Raw genomic sequence first — 16,421 nt, 5'->3', positions numbered from 1 at the left:
GGTAGGGGAACTGAGCCGTTCAAAGTCTCCCAAATTTGGAGGATTTAGGGAGCTAAAAAAAACTTTGAACAGAACCTATCAGATTTATGAGGGAGGGAGCGAGAAACGATTGGTTAACAAAAGTAGAATCATCAACAAACCATCTTTCTACGCTTCCCTTGTCTTTATCCCCAGTTACCTAAGCTTCTTTGTTCAAAAAAGCTTGAATTTGCTTGATAGCAGCAGGCGCAATATTGAAGACTGCCCAACTGGCTGCGGCAATTACAGGAAGTAACACAAAAGCAACACGCATATCGATGTCCATATCTTTACCTCTTGAAAGTAGAAATTAAAGATTTTTAAATTTTCTCATCTTTTATTGTTAGCCGAAATTGGTAAAATTTCTAGATCCCCGCACTGTTATCTTAGCGAGTAAGTTCTTTGTGTAAAGATTGTTGTAAACGCATTGTGCATAAAGCATTTTTATGCATAAAAAACACTTTCTACGGCAAGAATCCTAAATCAGTGCCTTTACCTGCATGAACGAGCGCTAACTTTTGGTAGTGATGAGCGTGAGCGATTAAATCGGCGGCTTCAGTTTCAGAAACTTCACGAATGCATTTGCCAGGAACTCCAACAACGAGCGATCGCGGCGGAACATCTTTAGTCACAACAGCACCAGCACCAATAATACTCCCTGCGCCCACCCTAACTCCATCCAAGATGACTGCGCCTATTCCGATCAAGCTACCGCGTTCAATATACGCTGAATGCACAACTGCTCGATGTCCTACAGTTACGTAATCTTCTAAAATCGTGGGCTTGCCAGGATCGCCATGCAGAATCGCGCCATCCTGAATATTTGTATACTCGCCAATTTCAATCCGCTCAACATCACCGCGAATGACAGCGTTATACCAAACGCTTACCCCAGCGCCAAGTGTCACTTTACCGACAACGGTAGCATTGGCAGCAACAAAAGCCGCCGTAGAAAGGTCAGGATCGCTCCAGTAGGATATAACAGACACAGTAGAATAGATATTATTCTCACAGTTCAACCAAAATTTATCCGCGAACGTGGATAAAAGAATCAAAACTTGGTTGTTTTATGAGCATATCATGATGTAAAAACTGATAGAAAGACAATGCAAGCAAAAAAGTATGACAGCTTTTTAGAGCAATGTCAAAATAAAACTACTGGCGCTGGTGTACAGAGACTTATGCTGCTTTGCTCTACATGATTAACCCAGGCTTACAATACCCAATTTTTGGTCCCGAAATTCAGTGTCCTCACTGTCGCCAGACGATTCCGGCACTGACTTTGACTGATACGTATTTGTGTCCGCGTCACGGCGCGTTTGAAGCTGATCCCAAAACGGGCGAACTTATTCACCTCCAATCAGGGCGTCACTGGCGACGTTGGAATAGCGAGTGGTATCGACAGCACACCCATCCTGATGGCATTCGCTTTGAAATTCACGAGGCGCTCGATCGCCTGTACACGCAAGGATATCGCGCAACTCGCGTGATCATAGCCCGTCGCTATCAAGAACTCATTAGTGGCTATTTAGAGCGAAGTACACCCTGGCGAGGACAATCAGAAGCTTCTAAACCAAGACTCTACGGTTTACCCGTAGAATTTAGCCCCGATCCTCAAGAGGAACCATGTTGGGAAGTGATCAATTTTGACTTAGAGAAAGAGCCTGGTGTCCCTGTACGCTATCCTTATTTCCGATTGTTTGAATAGCACGCGGGTGAGACACCTGCGTTACTTCCATGCATCACGCTTCAATTCGCACTGCTGATATTCATCGCGCGATTGCCTTTTACGAACTTTTAGGGTTTACCGTGTGTGATCGCTTTACCACAGGCTATACCTTAGCTTGCTGGATGGAAGGACTCAACGGCAGAATTGAACTGATTCAAATTCCCCAACCCCGCCCCGCACCAGATGCTTTCAACGACGAGCATTATGTCGGGTACTATCACTTATCGTTTGATCTAAGTACTGTCACTAGCGATCTCCCCAGTTGGTTAACTGCGTTACAACAGCGCTTTGCCCAAGCCCAGCAGTCGCAACCCGAACAATACCAAGCTTTGAAAGTACTTCTCGAACCGACTCAACAACAAATTGGCGATCGCTGTTACGAAGTCGCCTTTATTGCCGATGCGGATGGATTACCATTAGAATTCATTCGCGTTCTCGGCTAAGTTTACTGACGTTCGGCGCTATAAGTGTAAAAATTATGGAAAACTCCCACAGTTTCAAATTGATAAGACGGCAGTAAAGGATTCACCGATAGATTTGTCCGGTAAATACTAAATAAAATAAAATTTTGCTGCTGTGTTGCTTGGGTAATAATCAACCGCATCTGTGCTTGGCTCGAATCAACAATTTTAGAGCAATTGCGCTGTAAGAAATCACCAAAAACCTCTGGTACTTGCGGACAAACGTCACTTTTGAGATATTCTGTCAGCCGCTGTACTGCATAAGCTTCGTAGGCTGGCAAGCTTGGGTTAGTCACAGCCATGGTGATTCCTATCCCTGCGAGGGCTGCAACTCCGACGTAGGTAATAATAGGCAAATTTTTCATATTTTTTGTTTGAGCAACCAAGCTACAAATAAAAAGTGGTATAATCAATAATGCAATGGCGAGCGTAGCCAAGTGGTTAAGGCAGAGGATTGTGGTTCCTCCATTCGTGGGTTCGAGTCCCATCGTTCGCCCTGTTAAATATACAAGCTAAAGCCTTTGTCTCTTAGGCTAAGGTTATGTTCCTGAGATTCTAATAGATTTAGAAAAATTGGTAATAAATAATTTTATAGCTCTTTGTTGCTTGTTGCTGTATAAAATTCTTGGCGCTCGATTCGCTGAGCCTCAAGTTAAGCAAATAATTGAATCATCCGCTATATATTTGGAGTGAGGAATATAGGACATGGTAAAAATCTCAATTACCTGTTAGCAACGAGAGCTATACTGTAGTTTAATCGTGTCATGGACACCAAATTATCTTCCCATATTCCGCTTTAACTGGTCTAGCTCCTCTTGGGTTTCCCATCGTTGAAACGTTGCTTCGAGATCGTCTGCACCCTGCGATCGTGCCCGACGATTCCAACCGTCTGTTTCCCAAAGTTGCTGCGTTTGATAGTTAGCACGGTTCGTTTGTGCTTCTGTGGCTTTAGTTTGAACTTCTTGACGTCGTTGTTGAATTTGGCGGAGTAATTCTTTTGCTTGGGTGATGCGTTCTTTTAAACCCTGCATGTGACCCCAACGCTGATTACCTTCGCGTAATAGTGCGGCTTCGCGCTCTTGTGCTGGTTGCGCAAGATCGAGTCGATTTGCAGCTTTTGCTTTTTCTACACGAACGTGCCAGCGCTGGATTTCTTGCGCAGTTGCTAGAATTTCATCTTGTGCGCGTTTCTCTTGTAATTGCAAATCCGCAATTAACTTTAAAGTATCTTCTTCTTGTTCGCGTAGTTGTTCTAAAAGCGCTTCAAACTCCAAATGCGGGTTGTTGCGCAAAAATTCTTCTAAGCGGTTTTCTAAAAAGCGGTTGAAATCGTCGAATAAGCCCACTATGAGAACTCCATTGATGAGGGGTCAGAGGTCAGGGGTCAGAGGTCGGGGGAGAATTACATATAACTTTTTCACTCATTACAAGCTACTAGATACACTCGCTCCTCGTTTCTCACCCTTTTCCCCTACGATACTAAAACGGAAGGTTGTGCGATCGCTCCACTACGAGAACGTATTTCTAGATAGACGAGCAACGCATTGACATCTGCAGGGTTTACACCACCAATCCGCGCTGCTTGACCGATTGTTAGCGGTTTGACTTTGGCAAGCTTCTCGCGTGCTTCTTTCGATAAGGTTTCGATCACAGCATAATTTAGATCTGATGGTAGTAGACGGTGTGCTTGTCGTGAAATTTGGTCGATCTGGTTTTGCTGGCGTTGTAGATAGCCTGAATATTTAATTTCAATTTCAGCACCTTCTTTTTCCACAACATCAAGATCCGAGTTACCTAAACCATGATGTTCGAGATCTTCGTAATGAAAGCCAGGACGTCGCAGTAAGTCAGCAAGTGTAATCGAGCCTTTGATTGCTTGTTTTGTAGAAGATGCGATCGCTTGTCCTACGGGTTCGTGTTCTTTCACGCGTGTGGTGTAGAGTCGTTCTTTTTCCGCTGCAATGTTTGCTTGTTTGCGGGTAAACAGTTCCCACCTGCGGTCATCAATCAACCCAATCTCGCGCCCTAATGGTGTTAACCGCTGATCGGCATTATCGGAGCGCAGTAACAACCGATACTCAGAACGGCTAGTCAGCATTCGATAAGGTTCGCGGAGGTCTTTGGTACACAAATCGTCTACTAACGTCCCGATATAACTTTGTTCGCGGGCAAAGACAATCATTTCTTGATGCCGTACATAACGCGCCGCATTGATCCCAGCGACAATTCCTTGGGCTGCGGCTTCTTCATAACCTGTTGTGCCGTTGATTTGCCCCGCACAGAATAACCCTGCAATTTTTTTTGTCATCAGTGTTGGGTAACATTGCGTCGCAGGCAAGTAGTCGTATTCCACTGCATACGCTGGACGTAGCATCACGCAGTTTTCCAGTCCTGGAAGCGTGCGTAGCATCTGAAGTTGCAGCGCTTCGGGTAAACCTGTCGAAAACCCCTGAATATAAAGTTCAGGAATATCACGCCCTTCGGGTTCAATAAATATCTGATGACTTTCTTTATCAGCAAAACGGACAATTTTATCTTCAATACTGGGACAGTAGCGCGGTCCTTTAGCATCGATCCAGCCGCCGTAGACTGGAGATAAATGAAGATTATCGCGAATCAACTGATGTGTTGCAGCGGTCGTACGCGTTAGATAACAAGGCATTTGCTCGCGTTCTACCCACACATTTGGGTCAAAGCTGAACCAACGTATCTCCGAGTCGCCTGGTTGGGGTTCTAGTTGGGTGTAATCAAGCGATCGCTTGTCAACTCGTGCTGGCGTTCCTGTTTTTAATCGTCCAGTTTCAAACCCTAGCTGATTGAGTGTTTCTGTCAATCCTTCCGCGGCAAATTCTCCGGCGCGTCCGGCGGGCATTGATTTATTACCAACCCAAATGCGACCACCGAGAAATGTCCCCGTCGTTAAAATCACTGTAGGAGATTTGAATCCGACGCCGAAGTAAGTTTCGACACCAATAACTTCATCGTTTGCGCCCAATACCAAATCTGTGACCATCGCTTCGCGAATTGTCAAGTTTTCTTGGTTCTCGACAATTCCTTTCATAACGGCTGCGTATTCCCGCTTATCCGTTTGCGCGCGTAATGCCCACACCGCAGGACCTCTCGACGAGTTAAGTATCCGCTTTTGTAGGTAGGTACGGTCTGCCATTTTGCCGATTTCCCCACCCAAGGCATCAACTTCGTGCGTCAACTGCGATTTTGCTGGACCTCCGACCGCAGGATTACACGGTTGCCAAGCAATTTTATCCAAGTTGAGCGTCAGGAGTAGCGTCCGACAGCCCAAGCGTGCGGTAGCAAGAGCAGCTTCACAACCAGCATGACCTGCTCCGACAACGATGACATCAAACGCGTCGATAAATTCTACATTCGTGGGCGATCGCATAAGCTATGGCTTCAAGCAGCAGCAACGACTCAGTATTTTAATTCTAATTGTTATACCAAAGAAGGAGTCAGAGGTCGGAGATTGGAGTTTTTCAAGCTGATTGCCAAGGCGGATGATTCTCATTTTGCAACAATTACAGATTACAGAAGCTCGTGATACTATTTCACAAAAAGCGTGATTGAGAAGGACGGCTCTTAATTCTTTTTCTTTGCCCTTGCTCTTTATTCGGGTCAGCCTTACGGAAATACGGTATATGAAATACTTCTTTCTCACTGATGGCTGGATAGTGTGCCGAGTCTGGGCATCGGATGGGTTGTGGAACGAAACTGCGTGGCGACGTCAACCAGATATTAACCGGTTAAATATTTGTCTTGTAGAAGCTAACGAAAAGTTGTGGTTGTACGCTGTAGAAGACATTGTGTTGACCGTAGAGGTCAAACCAATCGTCAGCCTTCAAAATAACTCCACCGCCCAAGGCATCGGTCAAGTTGTCCTCAAACGCTTAATAAGTGCCGAACAGGTGATTGAGCGCTTAGGTGCAGCCGAAGCGATGTGTCAGTTGACAAATATTCAATCAGTTGTGCAATAACCCGATGGGATCGCTCTTGCAATCGGCACAGGACATAGTTACACTTTTTTAATAATTCTCATTTTTGTTTGTCCTTCAGTTGCTTAGCTGTGAAGACAATTTGTTACTCCAACACAGTTGTGTTTCTTGGCAAGCACCTGGTAATAACAAAAAGTTGAAAAATTGCATTGTAGACATAATTCACCCTTGGAGGATCGTAGTCAATGGGACTACCCTGGTACCGAGTACATACAGTCGTCTTGAATGATCCAGGGCGACTGATTTCTGTACACCTAATGCATACTGCGCTTGTTGCAGGTTGGGCTGGTTCTATGGCCCTGTATGAATTAGCAATTTTTGACTCCAGCGATCCGGTTCTCAACCCCATGTGGCGGCAAGGAATGTACGTACTGCCGTTCATGGCGCGCTTAGGCGTTACTGGTTCCTGGGGGGGCTGGAACGTTACAGGAAGTGCTGTAACTGACCCAGGTATTTGGTCATTTGAGGGCGTTGCTGCTGCTCATATTGTCCTTTCTGGGCTGTTATTCTTAGCGGCTGTTTGGCACTGGGTTTATTGGGATTTAGAACTTTTCAGAGACCCTCGTACTGGCGAACCCGCGCTTGATTTGCCAAAAATGTTTGGCATCCACTTGTTTCTATCTGGTCTGTTGTGCTTCGGTTTTGGTGCGTTCCACCTTACCGGATTATTTGGTCCAGGAATGTGGGTGTCTGACCCTTATGGTCTAACAGGTAGCGTTCAACCTGTCGCACCAGAGTGGGGACCTGCTGGGTTTAACCCCTTTAACCCTGGAGGCGTTGTCGCCCACCATATCGCGGCGGGTGTTGTTGGTATTATTGCTGGTTTATTTCACCTTTCCGTGCGACCACCCGAACGGCTGTACAAAGCTCTACGGATGGGTAACATTGAAACGGTACTTTCTAGCAGTATTGCGGCAGTCTTCTTTGCTGCGTTTGTTGTTGCTGGCACCATGTGGTACGGCAGCGCGACCACGCCAATCGAATTGTTTGGTCCTACCCGTTATCAATGGGATGATGGTTATTTCAAACAAGAAATTCAGCGTCGCGTACAAGCAAGTGTAGCCGAAGGAGCGTCTTTATCTGAGGCTTGGTCGGAAATTCCTGAAAAGCTTGCATTCTATGACTACATCGGTAACAACCCAGCTAAAGGTGGTTTGTTCCGTGTAGGTCCAATGAATAAAACTAACGGCGTTGCTTTGGCTTGGTTGGGTCATCCGGTGTTTCAAGATGCTGAAGGACGCGAATTGTTTGTGCGTCGGATGCCTGCGTTCTTTGAAACATTTCCAGTAATCTTGACCGATGCCGATGGTGTTGTCCGCGCGGATATTCCTTTCCGTCGGGCAGAATCTAAATATAGCTTTGAGCAAGCAGGTGTCACTGTTAGCTTCTACGGCGGTGAGTTGGACGGGCAAACTTTTACCGATCCAACTGATGTGAAGAAGTACGCACGTCAAGCTCAATTAGGCGAACCCTTCTTATTTGATGGCGACCAAAGTACGCGATTTGGCGATTTGGCGATCGCGAAACCGGACGGTGTATTCCGTACCTCTCCTCGCGGTTGGTTTACTTTCGCACACGCTACGTTTGCGTTGTTATTCTTCTTTGGTCATCTCTGGCACGGTTCACGGACAATCTTCCGCGACGTATTTGCCGGAATTGAGGCCGATCTAGAAGAACAAGTCGAGTTTGGTTTGTTCCAAAAATTAGGCGACAAGACAACCAGAAAGAAAGAAGCCGTTTAGTGCTTTTTCTTAATTTGTAAAGAACGGTAACAAATTGCTGCGGCAACTATAGCCTTAGTAGTTTTTTAAACCGTTCTTTTCTTTTGCTTGGTAAACTATCAATATTAGCTCAGCTTGTAATTAGAACATTGTCTTATGGAAAGCGTTGCTTACATCTTAATTCTTGCTTTGGCAATCGGAACTCTATTCTTTGCGATCGCCTTTCGCGAACCTCCCCGTATCCAAAAGAAATAGCAATTCAAGCTAGTTTTAGCAAGAAATGCGATTAGACAACCGCTGCTACCGATTGTGGTAGTGGCGGATTGTTTGCATTTTTACCTGCTTTAAGGTAAATAGAGTTTTATAGCAAGGTTAATAGAGTTAGAACATTATTGAGGCTAATATTTAGCTCTAACCTCTAACCTCTGACCTCTGCTGTTGAAAGTAAATCCTTTAAAGATGCGTTTTTTATGCGCTGTCCTTTCTGCCAACATCCTAATCATCGGGTGTTGGAATCACGAGTAACAGAAGCAGGACAAAGTATCCGCAGGCGACGTGATTGCCTCAATTGTCAACGTCGCTTTACAACCTATGAGCGTATTGAGTTTTTACCCATTACCGTTTTAAAACAAAACGGCGATCGCGAGTGTTTTGACCGCTCAAAACTACTTCGAGGCATTGTCCAAGCTTGTCATAAAACAGGCATTTCTACAGTACGGCTCGAAGCATTAGTAGACGAAATTGAATCGGAACTTCAACAACGCACCTCGCGCGAAGTCACAAGTTTAGAAATTGGCGAATTAGTTTTGCATCACCTCAAATCACTTAGCGAAGTAGCTTATGTGCGTTTTGCTTCGGTGTACCGCCAATTTCAGAGCATCCGTGATTTTGTAGATACTTTAGAAGATTTGGCACAGCGCAGCAGCCCCGCAGCAACAGACATCGCCGCCGAAACCATTAATGATTATGAATTTACTCATTCATGATAATCAGGTATAATGGAGGGTCTGAATACTTGTGCGTATAGATTTGGCTTTCCTACGCTAGGATTAATTAAAGATGTATGGAAATGGTCTTGATGGTTAGGACACTATAAAAGCTCAGAACCATTGCCCTAACTAGGGTAAGGCAATACCTAGCTGCTGTTTTAACACTGACCTCTGACCTCTGACCCCTAAGAAGTTAGGAGGCAAAAACTTACGGAGACTAAATACCAGGAACACATTAGCATGGTCAATCAGAAACAAACTGTCGCAGAAATTGGTTTTACTCACGAAGATTTCGCTGCTCTACTCGATAAATACGATTATCACTTTAGTCCTGGAGATACGGTAGCTGGGACAGTATTCAGTATCGAGCCTAGAGGCGCTCTGATTGACATTGGTGCGAAAACAGCGGCGTACATCCCGATTCAGGAGATGTCCATTAACCGCGTGGATTCCCCAGAAGAAGTTTTACAATCGAACGAAACACGGGAATTCTTCATTCTTACCGATGAAAATGAAGATGGTCAGCTAACGCTGTCGATTCGCCGGATCGAGTATATGCGGGCGTGGGAACGAGTACGCCAATTGCAAACCGAAGATGCTACAGTGCGCTCTAATGTCTTTGCGACCAATCGTGGTGGCGCGTTAGTCCGCATTGAAGGTCTGCGGGGCTTCATTCCAGGATCGCATATTAGTACTCGTAAACCCAAGGAAGACTTAGTCGGCGAAGAACTACCGCTAAAATTTTTAGAAGTAGATGAAGACCGCAACCGCTTGGTTCTCTCGCACCGCCGCGCCTTAGTTGAGCGCAAGATGAACCGTCTAGAAGTCGGTGAGGTTGTGATTGGTACTGTACGCGGAATTAAGCCTTACGGTGCCTTTATTGATATTGGTGGCGTTAGCGGTTTGCTGCACATCTCCGAAATCTCGCACGATCACATTGATACGCCTCATAGCGTGTTTAACGTCAATGATGAAGTGAAAGTGATGATCATTGATTTAGACGCGGAACGCGGTCGAATCTCGTTGTCTACGAAGCAGCTAGAACCTGAACCAGGCGATATGATTAAAAATCGCGACCTGGTGTACGATAAAGCAGAAGAAATGGCCGCTAAGTATCGAGAGCAGATGCTTGCTAAACAGCAAGGAATCCCTCTAGAAGAAACTGAAGCAGTCGAGGAAGAAATTCCTGCTGCTACGGAAGAAGAAATTCCTGCTGCTATTGACGAGGAGTAAGTTTATTTTTGCGGAGAAAGTAACAGTAATTCATACTTCATAACAAGAGGGTTTATCCCTCTTTTTTTATTTCTCAAGCCATAAATTTTAATCTGTGAGTTACACAAATCAAATGTGTATGCACACTTCGTGCAATGAGCCGCAAATTGAGTTTTAGACAAGTTTTAATCAAAATAATAACAGCAGCATTATCAGCGAGGTATCTTATTTGGTTACAATTCAGTGTAAACATATAACTTTTCAAAACATCCAAGCAATCATCTTTGATAAAGACGGCACGCTAGAAGATTCTGAAGAATATTTGCGTTCCTTAGGGCAAAAGCGATCGCGCTTAATTGATGCGCAAATTCCAGGAATCGGAGAACCGTTATTAATGGCGTTTGGAATTCAGGGCGATCGCCTCGATCCGACAGGATTACTTGCAGTTGGTAGTCGTTATGAAACCGAAATTGCCGCAGCAGCTTATATTGCTGAAACAGGGCGGGGGTGGTTAGACTCACGCGCGATCGCGCACAATGCGTTTATGGAAGCCGATCAAGTGATTGGGACAACACCTTCACCCTTATTTGTCGGTTCGTTGGAAGTCTTACAGGATCTATCGCAAGCAGGTTTGAAACTAGGAATTCTTTCAGCAGCTTCTACACAGCGCGTAAAAGCTTTTGTCGAACGCCATCAGTTGCAAGACTACGTACAATTGCAAATGGGAGTTGAGGAATTTGGACCTAGTAAACCCGATCCGGCGTTGTTTATTCAAGCTTGCCAAAAGCTAGAAGTCGCACCCCAAAATACCTTAATGGTAGGAGATTCGGTAGGTGATATCGAAATGGCGCGTAACGCTGGTGCAGCAGGGTGTATTGGTATTTCCTGGAGAAGTGCGGCTGCACATTTACATTCAGCCGATGTGGCGATCGCGCAACTCAATGAAATTCAGATCTGCCAATCCAACTAAATTTTCCCCGACTTTTGGGATCATCCTTTATTCTTAACTTATCCGTATATTGGAAATGTTGCTATGATGGCAGACTAACATCATACAACCATCAACACTTATACATTATGAGTTAAGGAGATGCCCTTGTCTCGTCGTTATTTTTTTACTTCTGAATCAGTCACAGAAGGACATCCAGACAAAATCTGCGATCAAATTTCTGATACCATTTTAGATACGTTGCTAGCACAAGATCCTGCTAGCCGCGTTGCCGCAGAAGTTGTCGTCAATACTGGGTTAGTCCTGATTACCGGAGAAATCAGCACCAAAGCCCATGTTAACTACGTTGATATTGCGCGCAAGAAAATTGCTGATATTGGCTATACCGATGCGAATAATGGCTTTTCTGACAATAGTTGTGCGGTTTTAGTTGCTTTAGACGAACAATCGCCCGATATTGCCCAAGGTGTGAATACAGCGCACGAAAGTCGCGAACAAGATAGCGAAGAACAATTCGATGCGATCGGTGCTGGCGACCAAGGTATCATGTTTGGCTTTGCTTGCAACGAAACACCCGAGTTGATGCCATTACCAATCAGTTTGGCACACCGAATTTCCCGCCGCTTAGCTGCTGTACGCAAAACAGGAGATTTACCTTACCTTCGTCCTGATGGTAAAACTCAAGTCACCGTTGCTTACGAAGATGGACGTCCAGTCGGAATTGACACCATCCTCATTTCCACTCAGCATACAGCAACAATTGGTGATATTACCAATACCGAAGCGGTACAAGCCAAAATCAAAGCGGATTTATGGACAGCAGTAGTTGAACCTGTGTTTGCCGATATTGCGATTAAACCAGATGATAGTACGCGCTTTTTAGTAAATCCTACTGGTAAGTTTGTCATTGGTGGTCCGCAAGGAGATTCAGGACTCACTGGACGTAAGATCATTGTGGATACCTACGGTGGTTATTCGCGCCACGGTGGTGGGGCTTTTTCTGGTAAAGATCCCACAAAAGTAGACCGCAGTGCGGCTTATGCGTGTCGTTATGTCGCTAAAAATATTGTTGCTGCTGGGTTGGCAGAAAAGTGTGAAGTACAACTGAGTTATGCGATCGGTGTCGCGCGACCTGTCAGTATCTTAGTGGAAACCTTTGGTACGGGCAAAGTTGAAGAAGATCGCTTACTAGAGTTAGTCAAACAGCACTTTGAACTTCGTCCTGCGGGCATTATCCATGCTTTTAATTTGCAAAAGCTGCCATCTGAACGAGGCGGACGTTTTTATCAGGACGTCGCGGCTTACGGTCATTTTGGTCGCACTGATTTGGATTTGCCATGGGAACGTACCGATAAAGCCGATGCGTTGAAAGCAGCGTCTCAACCACTTTCAGCAACTGTTGGATAAGTAAAACTGATGAGTGGCTGGCGTGTAGTAACTAGAATAAAGCCAGCCACTTACCGCTGTACAGAGTTGTGAATGATGACTTGGTAATTTGCAGTTACGACAAAATTCCAACTACACCGTAATAAACGCAAACACCAGCACCAACTAAATACACGAACCAAGTCAGAAAAAATCTAACAGCACGACCTGGGGACAGTCCATACGTTGTAATTAATCCCCAAGCATGGGTAATTCGTTTTATAATTAATGCGCTTCCCAGCAGCCATACTAACACAGTCGGCAATTTCATTAACTCCAACGCCACAAGAAACAGTAATCCCACCGGTACATACTCGCTAAAATTGCCAAAAGCACGAACTTTTCGCTGCAATACTCCGTCCATCATCACTCGTTTTGGTTGCAACTCACTTTTGCGTGTAGTTCTCGACAAAGGCTGCCCATTTACTAGGCTTATCGAGGTAATTAGGCTGCGTTGCTACCTCTTCTTTCGATCCGCCATGCCAAACCCTAGTACTAATTCGCTCCATATAAGACAGCGCAAAAGCGATGAAACCACTAAGTCCGATAAACAGCGTTGAAATGGGAATAGGATTAGTCATTGATACTTGCTTTGCAACTTCTGCCCTTCATTGTGCCAGCTTAATAATTAGAAAGTATCTCGGCTGTTTGTTGCGGTGTGACTAAAGTATTGGCACACAAAATGCCCGAAGCTGCAACCGCAGGAACGCCAATTCCTGGCATCGTGCTATCGCCAACGCGGTATAATCCTGGTATCGGTGTCGTAGTTCCAAGGAACATCCCTTGACCTGCGGCGATCGCAGGTCCGTATGTACCTTGATATCGTCGGAGATAATAGGCATGGGTTAATGGCGTACCAATAAGTTCTATGACAACTCGTTGCCTAATATCAGGAATTATGCATTCTAAAGCTTTGTATAAGGATTGCGATCGCGCTTTTTTCTTCTCTTCATACCGATCATCGCGCTGCCAATTGCTGTAAGGTTCTAATGTATAAGCATGAACGACATGATGACCCGATGGTGCAAGCGTCGCATCCCATACGGAAGGAATTGAAATCATGCACGTGTTACCTGGTTCGGTAATATCCTGTTGTGTATCATGAACGACAACATGATGACCTGTCAAATGCTCTAAACCCTCAGCTTTGATACCGAGATGAAGATGCATAAAGCTATCTACCGCTGGTGTCTTTAATGAGGCTTGGCGATAGGATGCGGGTAAGTTTTCAGGACGCAACAAATTATTACATGTATCCCAAATTGAAGCATTGGAAATCACTACAGGGGCTTTGAGGATTTCACCGTTGCGTAAGCGCACCCCAGCGACTTTACTAGACTCTACCAAGATTTGCTCGACATGAGTTCCCAAGCGCAACTCACCACCCCAACGTTTTAAACCGCGTACTAAAGCATCAACGATCACACCACTACCACCAATAGGATAATCGACTCCGATGTGCGATCGCTCACCTAACATAAACGCAACTTCTGGAGCAATTGTGCCATGTGCCTTTAAGCCTGATAAGAGAAAACACTCTAAATCAATTAATCGTCGTACCCAAGGGTCTTGTACTTCCCGATCCATTACTTGCCCTACAGAACTTTGGATCGTTCCTAAATGAGGTAGCATTTTGAGCAATGATGGTAAGTATTTTAATAGAGTCGGAATAAGTTGCCAATCTGCTCTTAAAGCGAGTGTGGGAATTCCTTGTAAAGATTCATACAGTGGAAGCAATCGTTGGATAAATCGCTGTAGTTCCCTTGCACCTAGGGGAGTAATTTTGGCTACTGTCTCAAGATACTGCTCAATTGAGCTATAAACTGCAAAAGTACCTTCAGGAAAGTGGTAGTGTCCTGGCGGGTCATAAGAGATCGATTTTATTGATTCTCCTAACACTTCTAGAACTTGCCGTAAGGGGTTATAACTATGTGGGTTACTCAAACCACAGTAAAACGAAGGACCCGAATCAAAGATAAATCTGCGTCGCGTGAAACTGTGTGCTGCACCACCAGCAATGTTGTGACTTTCACAAACAATAACTCGTTTGCCATAACGCGATAATAAACCACCAGCGGTTAAACCACCGATACCACTACCAATGATGATGACATCGCTATCTTGCATGGATATACTGACATAAAATTTGAAGATCAATAGCCTGGCGACTGAAGTCGCGGCTTAACAAACGAAGTCCACCTCCGTGGACTAATGCAAAACTCTATCTTACAGAAAGCTACGAAGAACGGTTGTATGATTACATTTGCGGGGGTCATGCGCTAAGCTTTTATTCTATTATCAATACAACCAGCTACGATATTCTGCGTTGGTGTCTTTCATGTCTTCGTACAGCCAAACTATACGATCTATAAACCACAGTTTACCAAGATAAACAACGACATTGCCTAGAAGTGTAGACCAAACATTAACAGCAACCAATGTTGTGTATCAATATTCATCTCCCGCCAGAATTATTTCAGTCATATATTGTAGAATCACCCGAAGATATTCCCCCAGAGTTACTTCATCTATTTAAGCAACCGCATCAGCAATACTTTTTTCCTTTTTTTTACTCAGAGGAAGTTCAACAAAAACATCCCGCGACATTTCTGCACCGTAGCCGATACAAGCAAGCACGTCTTCTCGTTCTATGCTTGGATAAGCTTCAAGAACGTTCTCAATTGTTGCACTACCTGCTAAGTAGTCCAAAATCAGGGAAACCCATATACGATGTCCGCGAATGCAAGGTTTGCCAACACAGATATTTGGGTCGATAGAAATTATCGACAGTAAATCGTCCTGGGTCATAACAGTTGACCTGTTGTAGGTGATGGGATGGTTTTTCATTCGGGTTTTTTAGAATCGGTGCAGATGCGTGTTCATTTTGCATTTAGATCCTCAATTACCCGCTAATATATTTACATTAGCTCTTTATTTCAAGTTTTGTCAATATTGTAATTACAAAGTAGGATGCCAAGAAAAAAAGAGACAATTACACTGTCAATTCCACCAGGAACGAAAGAACAACTCGAAGCGATCGCCTGCCGATTCAACATTTTGTGGGGCAAAGACCCTAGTATTTCTGGGTTAATCGTGGCGATCGCCCAACACGCCCTAGAGCTAGGAAAGCCCTTTGAGCTTGATTCCAATCAAATTAATGCCTTGCAGCAAGCAATTAAAGCTTTAAATGATGCAGGTCGTATTGGGGAAGCTCAAACTATACTTACACTTTTGTTAGATAGAGGCAATCTAGAAACTCCCTTGCGGCAATCGTTGCTTAAACAACTCAGCCAACCCGCTCAAGCATGGCGGATTTTAGTCGATGAATATCGGGAGAAAAAACAACCTTTTTACATCCTCTATCATGACTCGCAAGACAAAGACCGAGAATACACCGTTCGCCACGCTGAGATTAAATTCTTCGATAAACGCTTTTATCTTCTTGTTTGGTGTGAAGAAACCGCAGATGTAGAAGACGATTCGCAGCAATTACCCGAACTTTGGCACAATCGCTGTTTGCGGTTAGAGCGAATCAGGTCAATTGTACCAATTAATGGTGATTGGCGAGGTGAATTAGATTACATCGAAGTGCAATTACACTTCTTGGGCTGGATGGTAAAAGCCTATGAACGTAAAAATGACGATATCGAAGATATAACGATTAGAGATGTCCGTAAAGTAGTGCGGCGAGTTGCGCTACCTTTTTGGTTAATCCGAGAAGTGCTGCGGTATGAGGAAAATTGCGTAATTGTGTCTCCTGAAGCAATGCGCGATCTCCTCGCTGCAAAGCTACGTACTTTGTGCCAGTTGTACGATATTCAAACCAATAGTTAGATCATAAAGCAGACTTTTCACCAATTCCCAATTACCACTTATTAGTATGAGCTAGCTCAAAGACGAAACCATAAAT

General features: G+C 44.6%; 20 protein-coding genes and 1 tRNA gene. 11 read left to right on the top strand and 10 right to left on the bottom strand.

Translation table 11 applies throughout. The features are described from left to right. Positions 1–178: 178 nt before the first annotated feature. Complete coding sequence (locus NIES1031_RS09255; protein WP_196797575.1) at positions 179–298, bottom strand: photosystem II protein Y; 120 nt, start codon at positions 296–298, stop codon at positions 179–181. Between the two features lie 184 nt (positions 299–482). Next, complete coding sequence (locus NIES1031_RS09250) at positions 483–1,007, bottom strand: gamma carbonic anhydrase family protein (RefSeq protein ID WP_073549120.1); 525 nt, start codon at positions 1,005–1,007, stop codon at positions 483–485. 209 nt (positions 1,008–1,216) lie between these two features. On the opposite strand from NIES1031_RS09250, the gene NIES1031_RS09245 reads away from it, so the two are divergent. Continuing rightward, a complete protein-coding gene (locus tag NIES1031_RS09245) occupies positions 1,217–1,726 on the top strand; it encodes a TIGR02652 family protein (protein ID WP_015188469.1) in 510 nt (169 codons plus the stop codon). 29 nt (positions 1,727–1,755) lie between these two features. Beyond that, positions 1,756–2,190, top strand: coding sequence for a VOC family protein (locus tag NIES1031_RS09240; protein WP_073549119.1), 435 nt, complete (start codon positions 1,756–1,758; stop codon positions 2,188–2,190). 2 nt (positions 2,191–2,192) lie between these two features. On the opposite strand, the gene NIES1031_RS09235 is transcribed toward NIES1031_RS09240, so the two are convergent. After that, entirely contained in the window at positions 2,193–2,573 is a 381-nt protein-coding gene (locus NIES1031_RS09235; RefSeq protein ID WP_073549174.1) for a DUF4359 domain-containing protein, read from the bottom strand. A 58-nt stretch (positions 2,574–2,631) separates the two neighbouring features. Here NIES1031_RS09235 and NIES1031_RS09230 point away from each other — a divergent pair. Further along, positions 2,632–2,704, top strand: a tRNA-His gene (locus tag NIES1031_RS09230). Positions 2,705–2,984: 280 nt separating this feature from the next. Here the strand turns inward: NIES1031_RS09230 and NIES1031_RS09225 are convergent. Further along, positions 2,985–3,557: a TIGR04376 family protein gene (locus tag NIES1031_RS09225; protein ID WP_218596725.1), complete on the bottom strand. Its 573-nt coding sequence runs from the start codon at positions 3,555–3,557 to the stop codon at positions 2,985–2,987. A 122-nt stretch (positions 3,558–3,679) separates the two neighbouring features. After that, positions 3,680–5,608: a tRNA uridine-5-carboxymethylaminomethyl(34) synthesis enzyme MnmG gene (gene mnmG / locus NIES1031_RS09220; RefSeq protein ID WP_073549117.1), complete on the bottom strand. Its 1,929-nt coding sequence runs from the start codon at positions 5,606–5,608 to the stop codon at positions 3,680–3,682. Between the two features lie 253 nt (positions 5,609–5,861). On the opposite strand from mnmG, the gene NIES1031_RS09215 reads away from it, so the two are divergent. The 7 genes from NIES1031_RS09215 to metK all read left to right on the top strand — a co-directional run bounded on the left by NIES1031_RS09215 (position 5,862) and on the right by metK (position 12,493). After that, positions 5,862–6,197 carry a hypothetical protein gene (locus NIES1031_RS09215; RefSeq protein WP_073549116.1) on the top strand — a complete coding sequence of 112 codons (336 nt, stop codon included), beginning with the start codon at positions 5,862–5,864 and terminating at the stop codon, positions 6,195–6,197. Positions 6,198–6,400: 203 nt separating this feature from the next. Beyond that, positions 6,401–7,957, top strand: a complete 1,557-nt coding sequence (gene psbB / locus NIES1031_RS09210; protein ID WP_073549115.1) for a photosystem II chlorophyll-binding protein CP47 — start codon at positions 6,401–6,403, stop codon at positions 7,955–7,957. Positions 7,958–8,092: 135 nt separating this feature from the next. Continuing rightward, on the top strand, positions 8,093–8,191 hold the full coding sequence (locus NIES1031_RS09205; RefSeq protein WP_015188476.1) for a photosystem II reaction center protein T: 99 nt from the start codon (positions 8,093–8,095) through the stop codon (positions 8,189–8,191). 215 nt (positions 8,192–8,406) lie between these two features. Continuing rightward, on the top strand, positions 8,407–8,922 hold the full coding sequence (nrdR, locus tag NIES1031_RS09200) for a transcriptional regulator NrdR (protein WP_015188477.1): 516 nt from the start codon (positions 8,407–8,409) through the stop codon (positions 8,920–8,922). 243 nt (positions 8,923–9,165) lie between these two features. After that, positions 9,166–10,158, top strand: a complete 993-nt coding sequence (locus NIES1031_RS09195) for a 30S ribosomal protein S1 (RefSeq protein ID WP_073549114.1) — start codon at positions 9,166–9,168, stop codon at positions 10,156–10,158. Between the two features lie 208 nt (positions 10,159–10,366). After that, on the top strand, positions 10,367–11,107 hold the full coding sequence (locus tag NIES1031_RS09190) for an HAD family hydrolase (RefSeq protein ID WP_073549113.1): 741 nt from the start codon (positions 10,367–10,369) through the stop codon (positions 11,105–11,107). Positions 11,108–11,233: 126 nt separating this feature from the next. Continuing rightward, complete coding sequence (gene metK / locus NIES1031_RS09185) at positions 11,234–12,493, top strand: methionine adenosyltransferase (protein WP_073549173.1); 1,260 nt, start codon at positions 11,234–11,236, stop codon at positions 12,491–12,493. Between the two features lie 94 nt (positions 12,494–12,587). Here the strand turns inward: metK and NIES1031_RS25555 are convergent, their stop codons facing one another. The 5 genes from NIES1031_RS25555 to NIES1031_RS09170 form a co-directional block, all read right to left on the bottom strand. Continuing rightward, positions 12,588–12,896, bottom strand: coding sequence for an MAPEG family protein (locus NIES1031_RS25555; RefSeq protein ID WP_236738770.1), 309 nt, complete (start codon positions 12,894–12,896; stop codon positions 12,588–12,590). A gap of 1 nt (position 12,897) precedes the next feature. Next, a complete protein-coding gene (locus NIES1031_RS25550; RefSeq protein WP_236738769.1) occupies positions 12,898–13,092 on the bottom strand; it encodes a hypothetical protein in 195 nt (64 codons plus the stop codon). A 40-nt stretch (positions 13,093–13,132) separates the two neighbouring features. Then, a complete protein-coding gene (locus NIES1031_RS09175; protein WP_073549112.1) occupies positions 13,133–14,638 on the bottom strand; it encodes a phytoene desaturase family protein in 1,506 nt (501 codons plus the stop codon). Positions 14,639–14,809: 171 nt separating this feature from the next. Further along, positions 14,810–14,950 carry a DUF6653 family protein gene (locus NIES1031_RS24280; RefSeq protein ID WP_178378092.1) on the bottom strand — a complete coding sequence of 47 codons (141 nt, stop codon included), beginning with the start codon at positions 14,948–14,950 and terminating at the stop codon, positions 14,810–14,812. Positions 14,951–15,043: 93 nt separating this feature from the next. Next, positions 15,044–15,319 carry a DUF433 domain-containing protein gene (locus NIES1031_RS09170; protein WP_073549172.1) on the bottom strand — a complete coding sequence of 92 codons (276 nt, stop codon included), beginning with the start codon at positions 15,317–15,319 and terminating at the stop codon, positions 15,044–15,046. A gap of 162 nt (positions 15,320–15,481) precedes the next feature. Between NIES1031_RS09170 and NIES1031_RS09165 the strand changes: the two genes are divergently transcribed. Continuing rightward, complete coding sequence (locus NIES1031_RS09165) at positions 15,482–16,345, top strand: WYL domain-containing protein (RefSeq protein WP_073549111.1); 864 nt, start codon at positions 15,482–15,484, stop codon at positions 16,343–16,345. The last annotated feature ends 76 nt before the right edge of the window (positions 16,346–16,421 follow it).

It is taken from the genome of Chroogloeocystis siderophila 5.2 s.c.1, assembly GCF_001904655.1.
Taxonomy (GTDB): Bacteria; Cyanobacteriota; Cyanobacteriia; order Cyanobacteriales; family Chroococcidiopsidaceae; genus Chroogloeocystis; species Chroogloeocystis siderophila.
Note: the sequence above shows the minus strand (reverse complement) of the source record. Positions and strands in the feature narration are given on the sequence as shown.

Excerpts from the sequence above, each read along its gene's own strand:
- NIES1031_RS09245 (WP_015188469.1), top strand. The coding sequence starts at position 1,217 with ATGATTAACCCAGGCTTACAATACCCAATTTTTGGTCCCGAAATTCAG.
- NIES1031_RS09240 (WP_073549119.1), top strand. The coding sequence starts at position 1,756 with ATGCATCACGCTTCAATTCGCACTGCTGATATTCATCGCGCGATTGCC.
- NIES1031_RS09235 (WP_073549174.1), bottom strand. The coding sequence starts at position 2,573 with ATGAAAAATTTGCCTATTATTACCTACGTCGGAGTTGCAGCCCTCGCA.
- mnmG (WP_073549117.1), bottom strand. The coding sequence starts at position 5,608 with ATGCGATCGCCCACGAATGTAGAATTTATCGACGCGTTTGATGTCATC.
- NIES1031_RS09215 (WP_073549116.1), top strand. The coding sequence starts at position 5,862 with ATGAAATACTTCTTTCTCACTGATGGCTGGATAGTGTGCCGAGTCTGG.
- psbB (WP_073549115.1), top strand. The coding sequence starts at position 6,401 with ATGGGACTACCCTGGTACCGAGTACATACAGTCGTCTTGAATGATCCA.
- NIES1031_RS09205 (WP_015188476.1), top strand. The coding sequence starts at position 8,093 with ATGGAAAGCGTTGCTTACATCTTAATTCTTGCTTTGGCAATCGGAACT.
- nrdR (WP_015188477.1), top strand. The coding sequence starts at position 8,407 with ATGCGCTGTCCTTTCTGCCAACATCCTAATCATCGGGTGTTGGAATCA.
- NIES1031_RS09195 (WP_073549114.1), top strand. The coding sequence starts at position 9,166 with ATGGTCAATCAGAAACAAACTGTCGCAGAAATTGGTTTTACTCACGAA.
- NIES1031_RS25550 (WP_236738769.1), bottom strand. The coding sequence starts at position 13,092 with ATGACTAATCCTATTCCCATTTCAACGCTGTTTATCGGACTTAGTGGT.
- NIES1031_RS09175 (WP_073549112.1), bottom strand. The coding sequence starts at position 14,638 with ATGCAAGATAGCGATGTCATCATCATTGGTAGTGGTATCGGTGGTTTA.
- NIES1031_RS09170 (WP_073549172.1), bottom strand. The coding sequence starts at position 15,319 with ATGACCCAGGACGATTTACTGTCGATAATTTCTATCGACCCAAATATC.
- NIES1031_RS09165 (WP_073549111.1), top strand. The coding sequence starts at position 15,482 with ATGCCAAGAAAAAAAGAGACAATTACACTGTCAATTCCACCAGGAACG.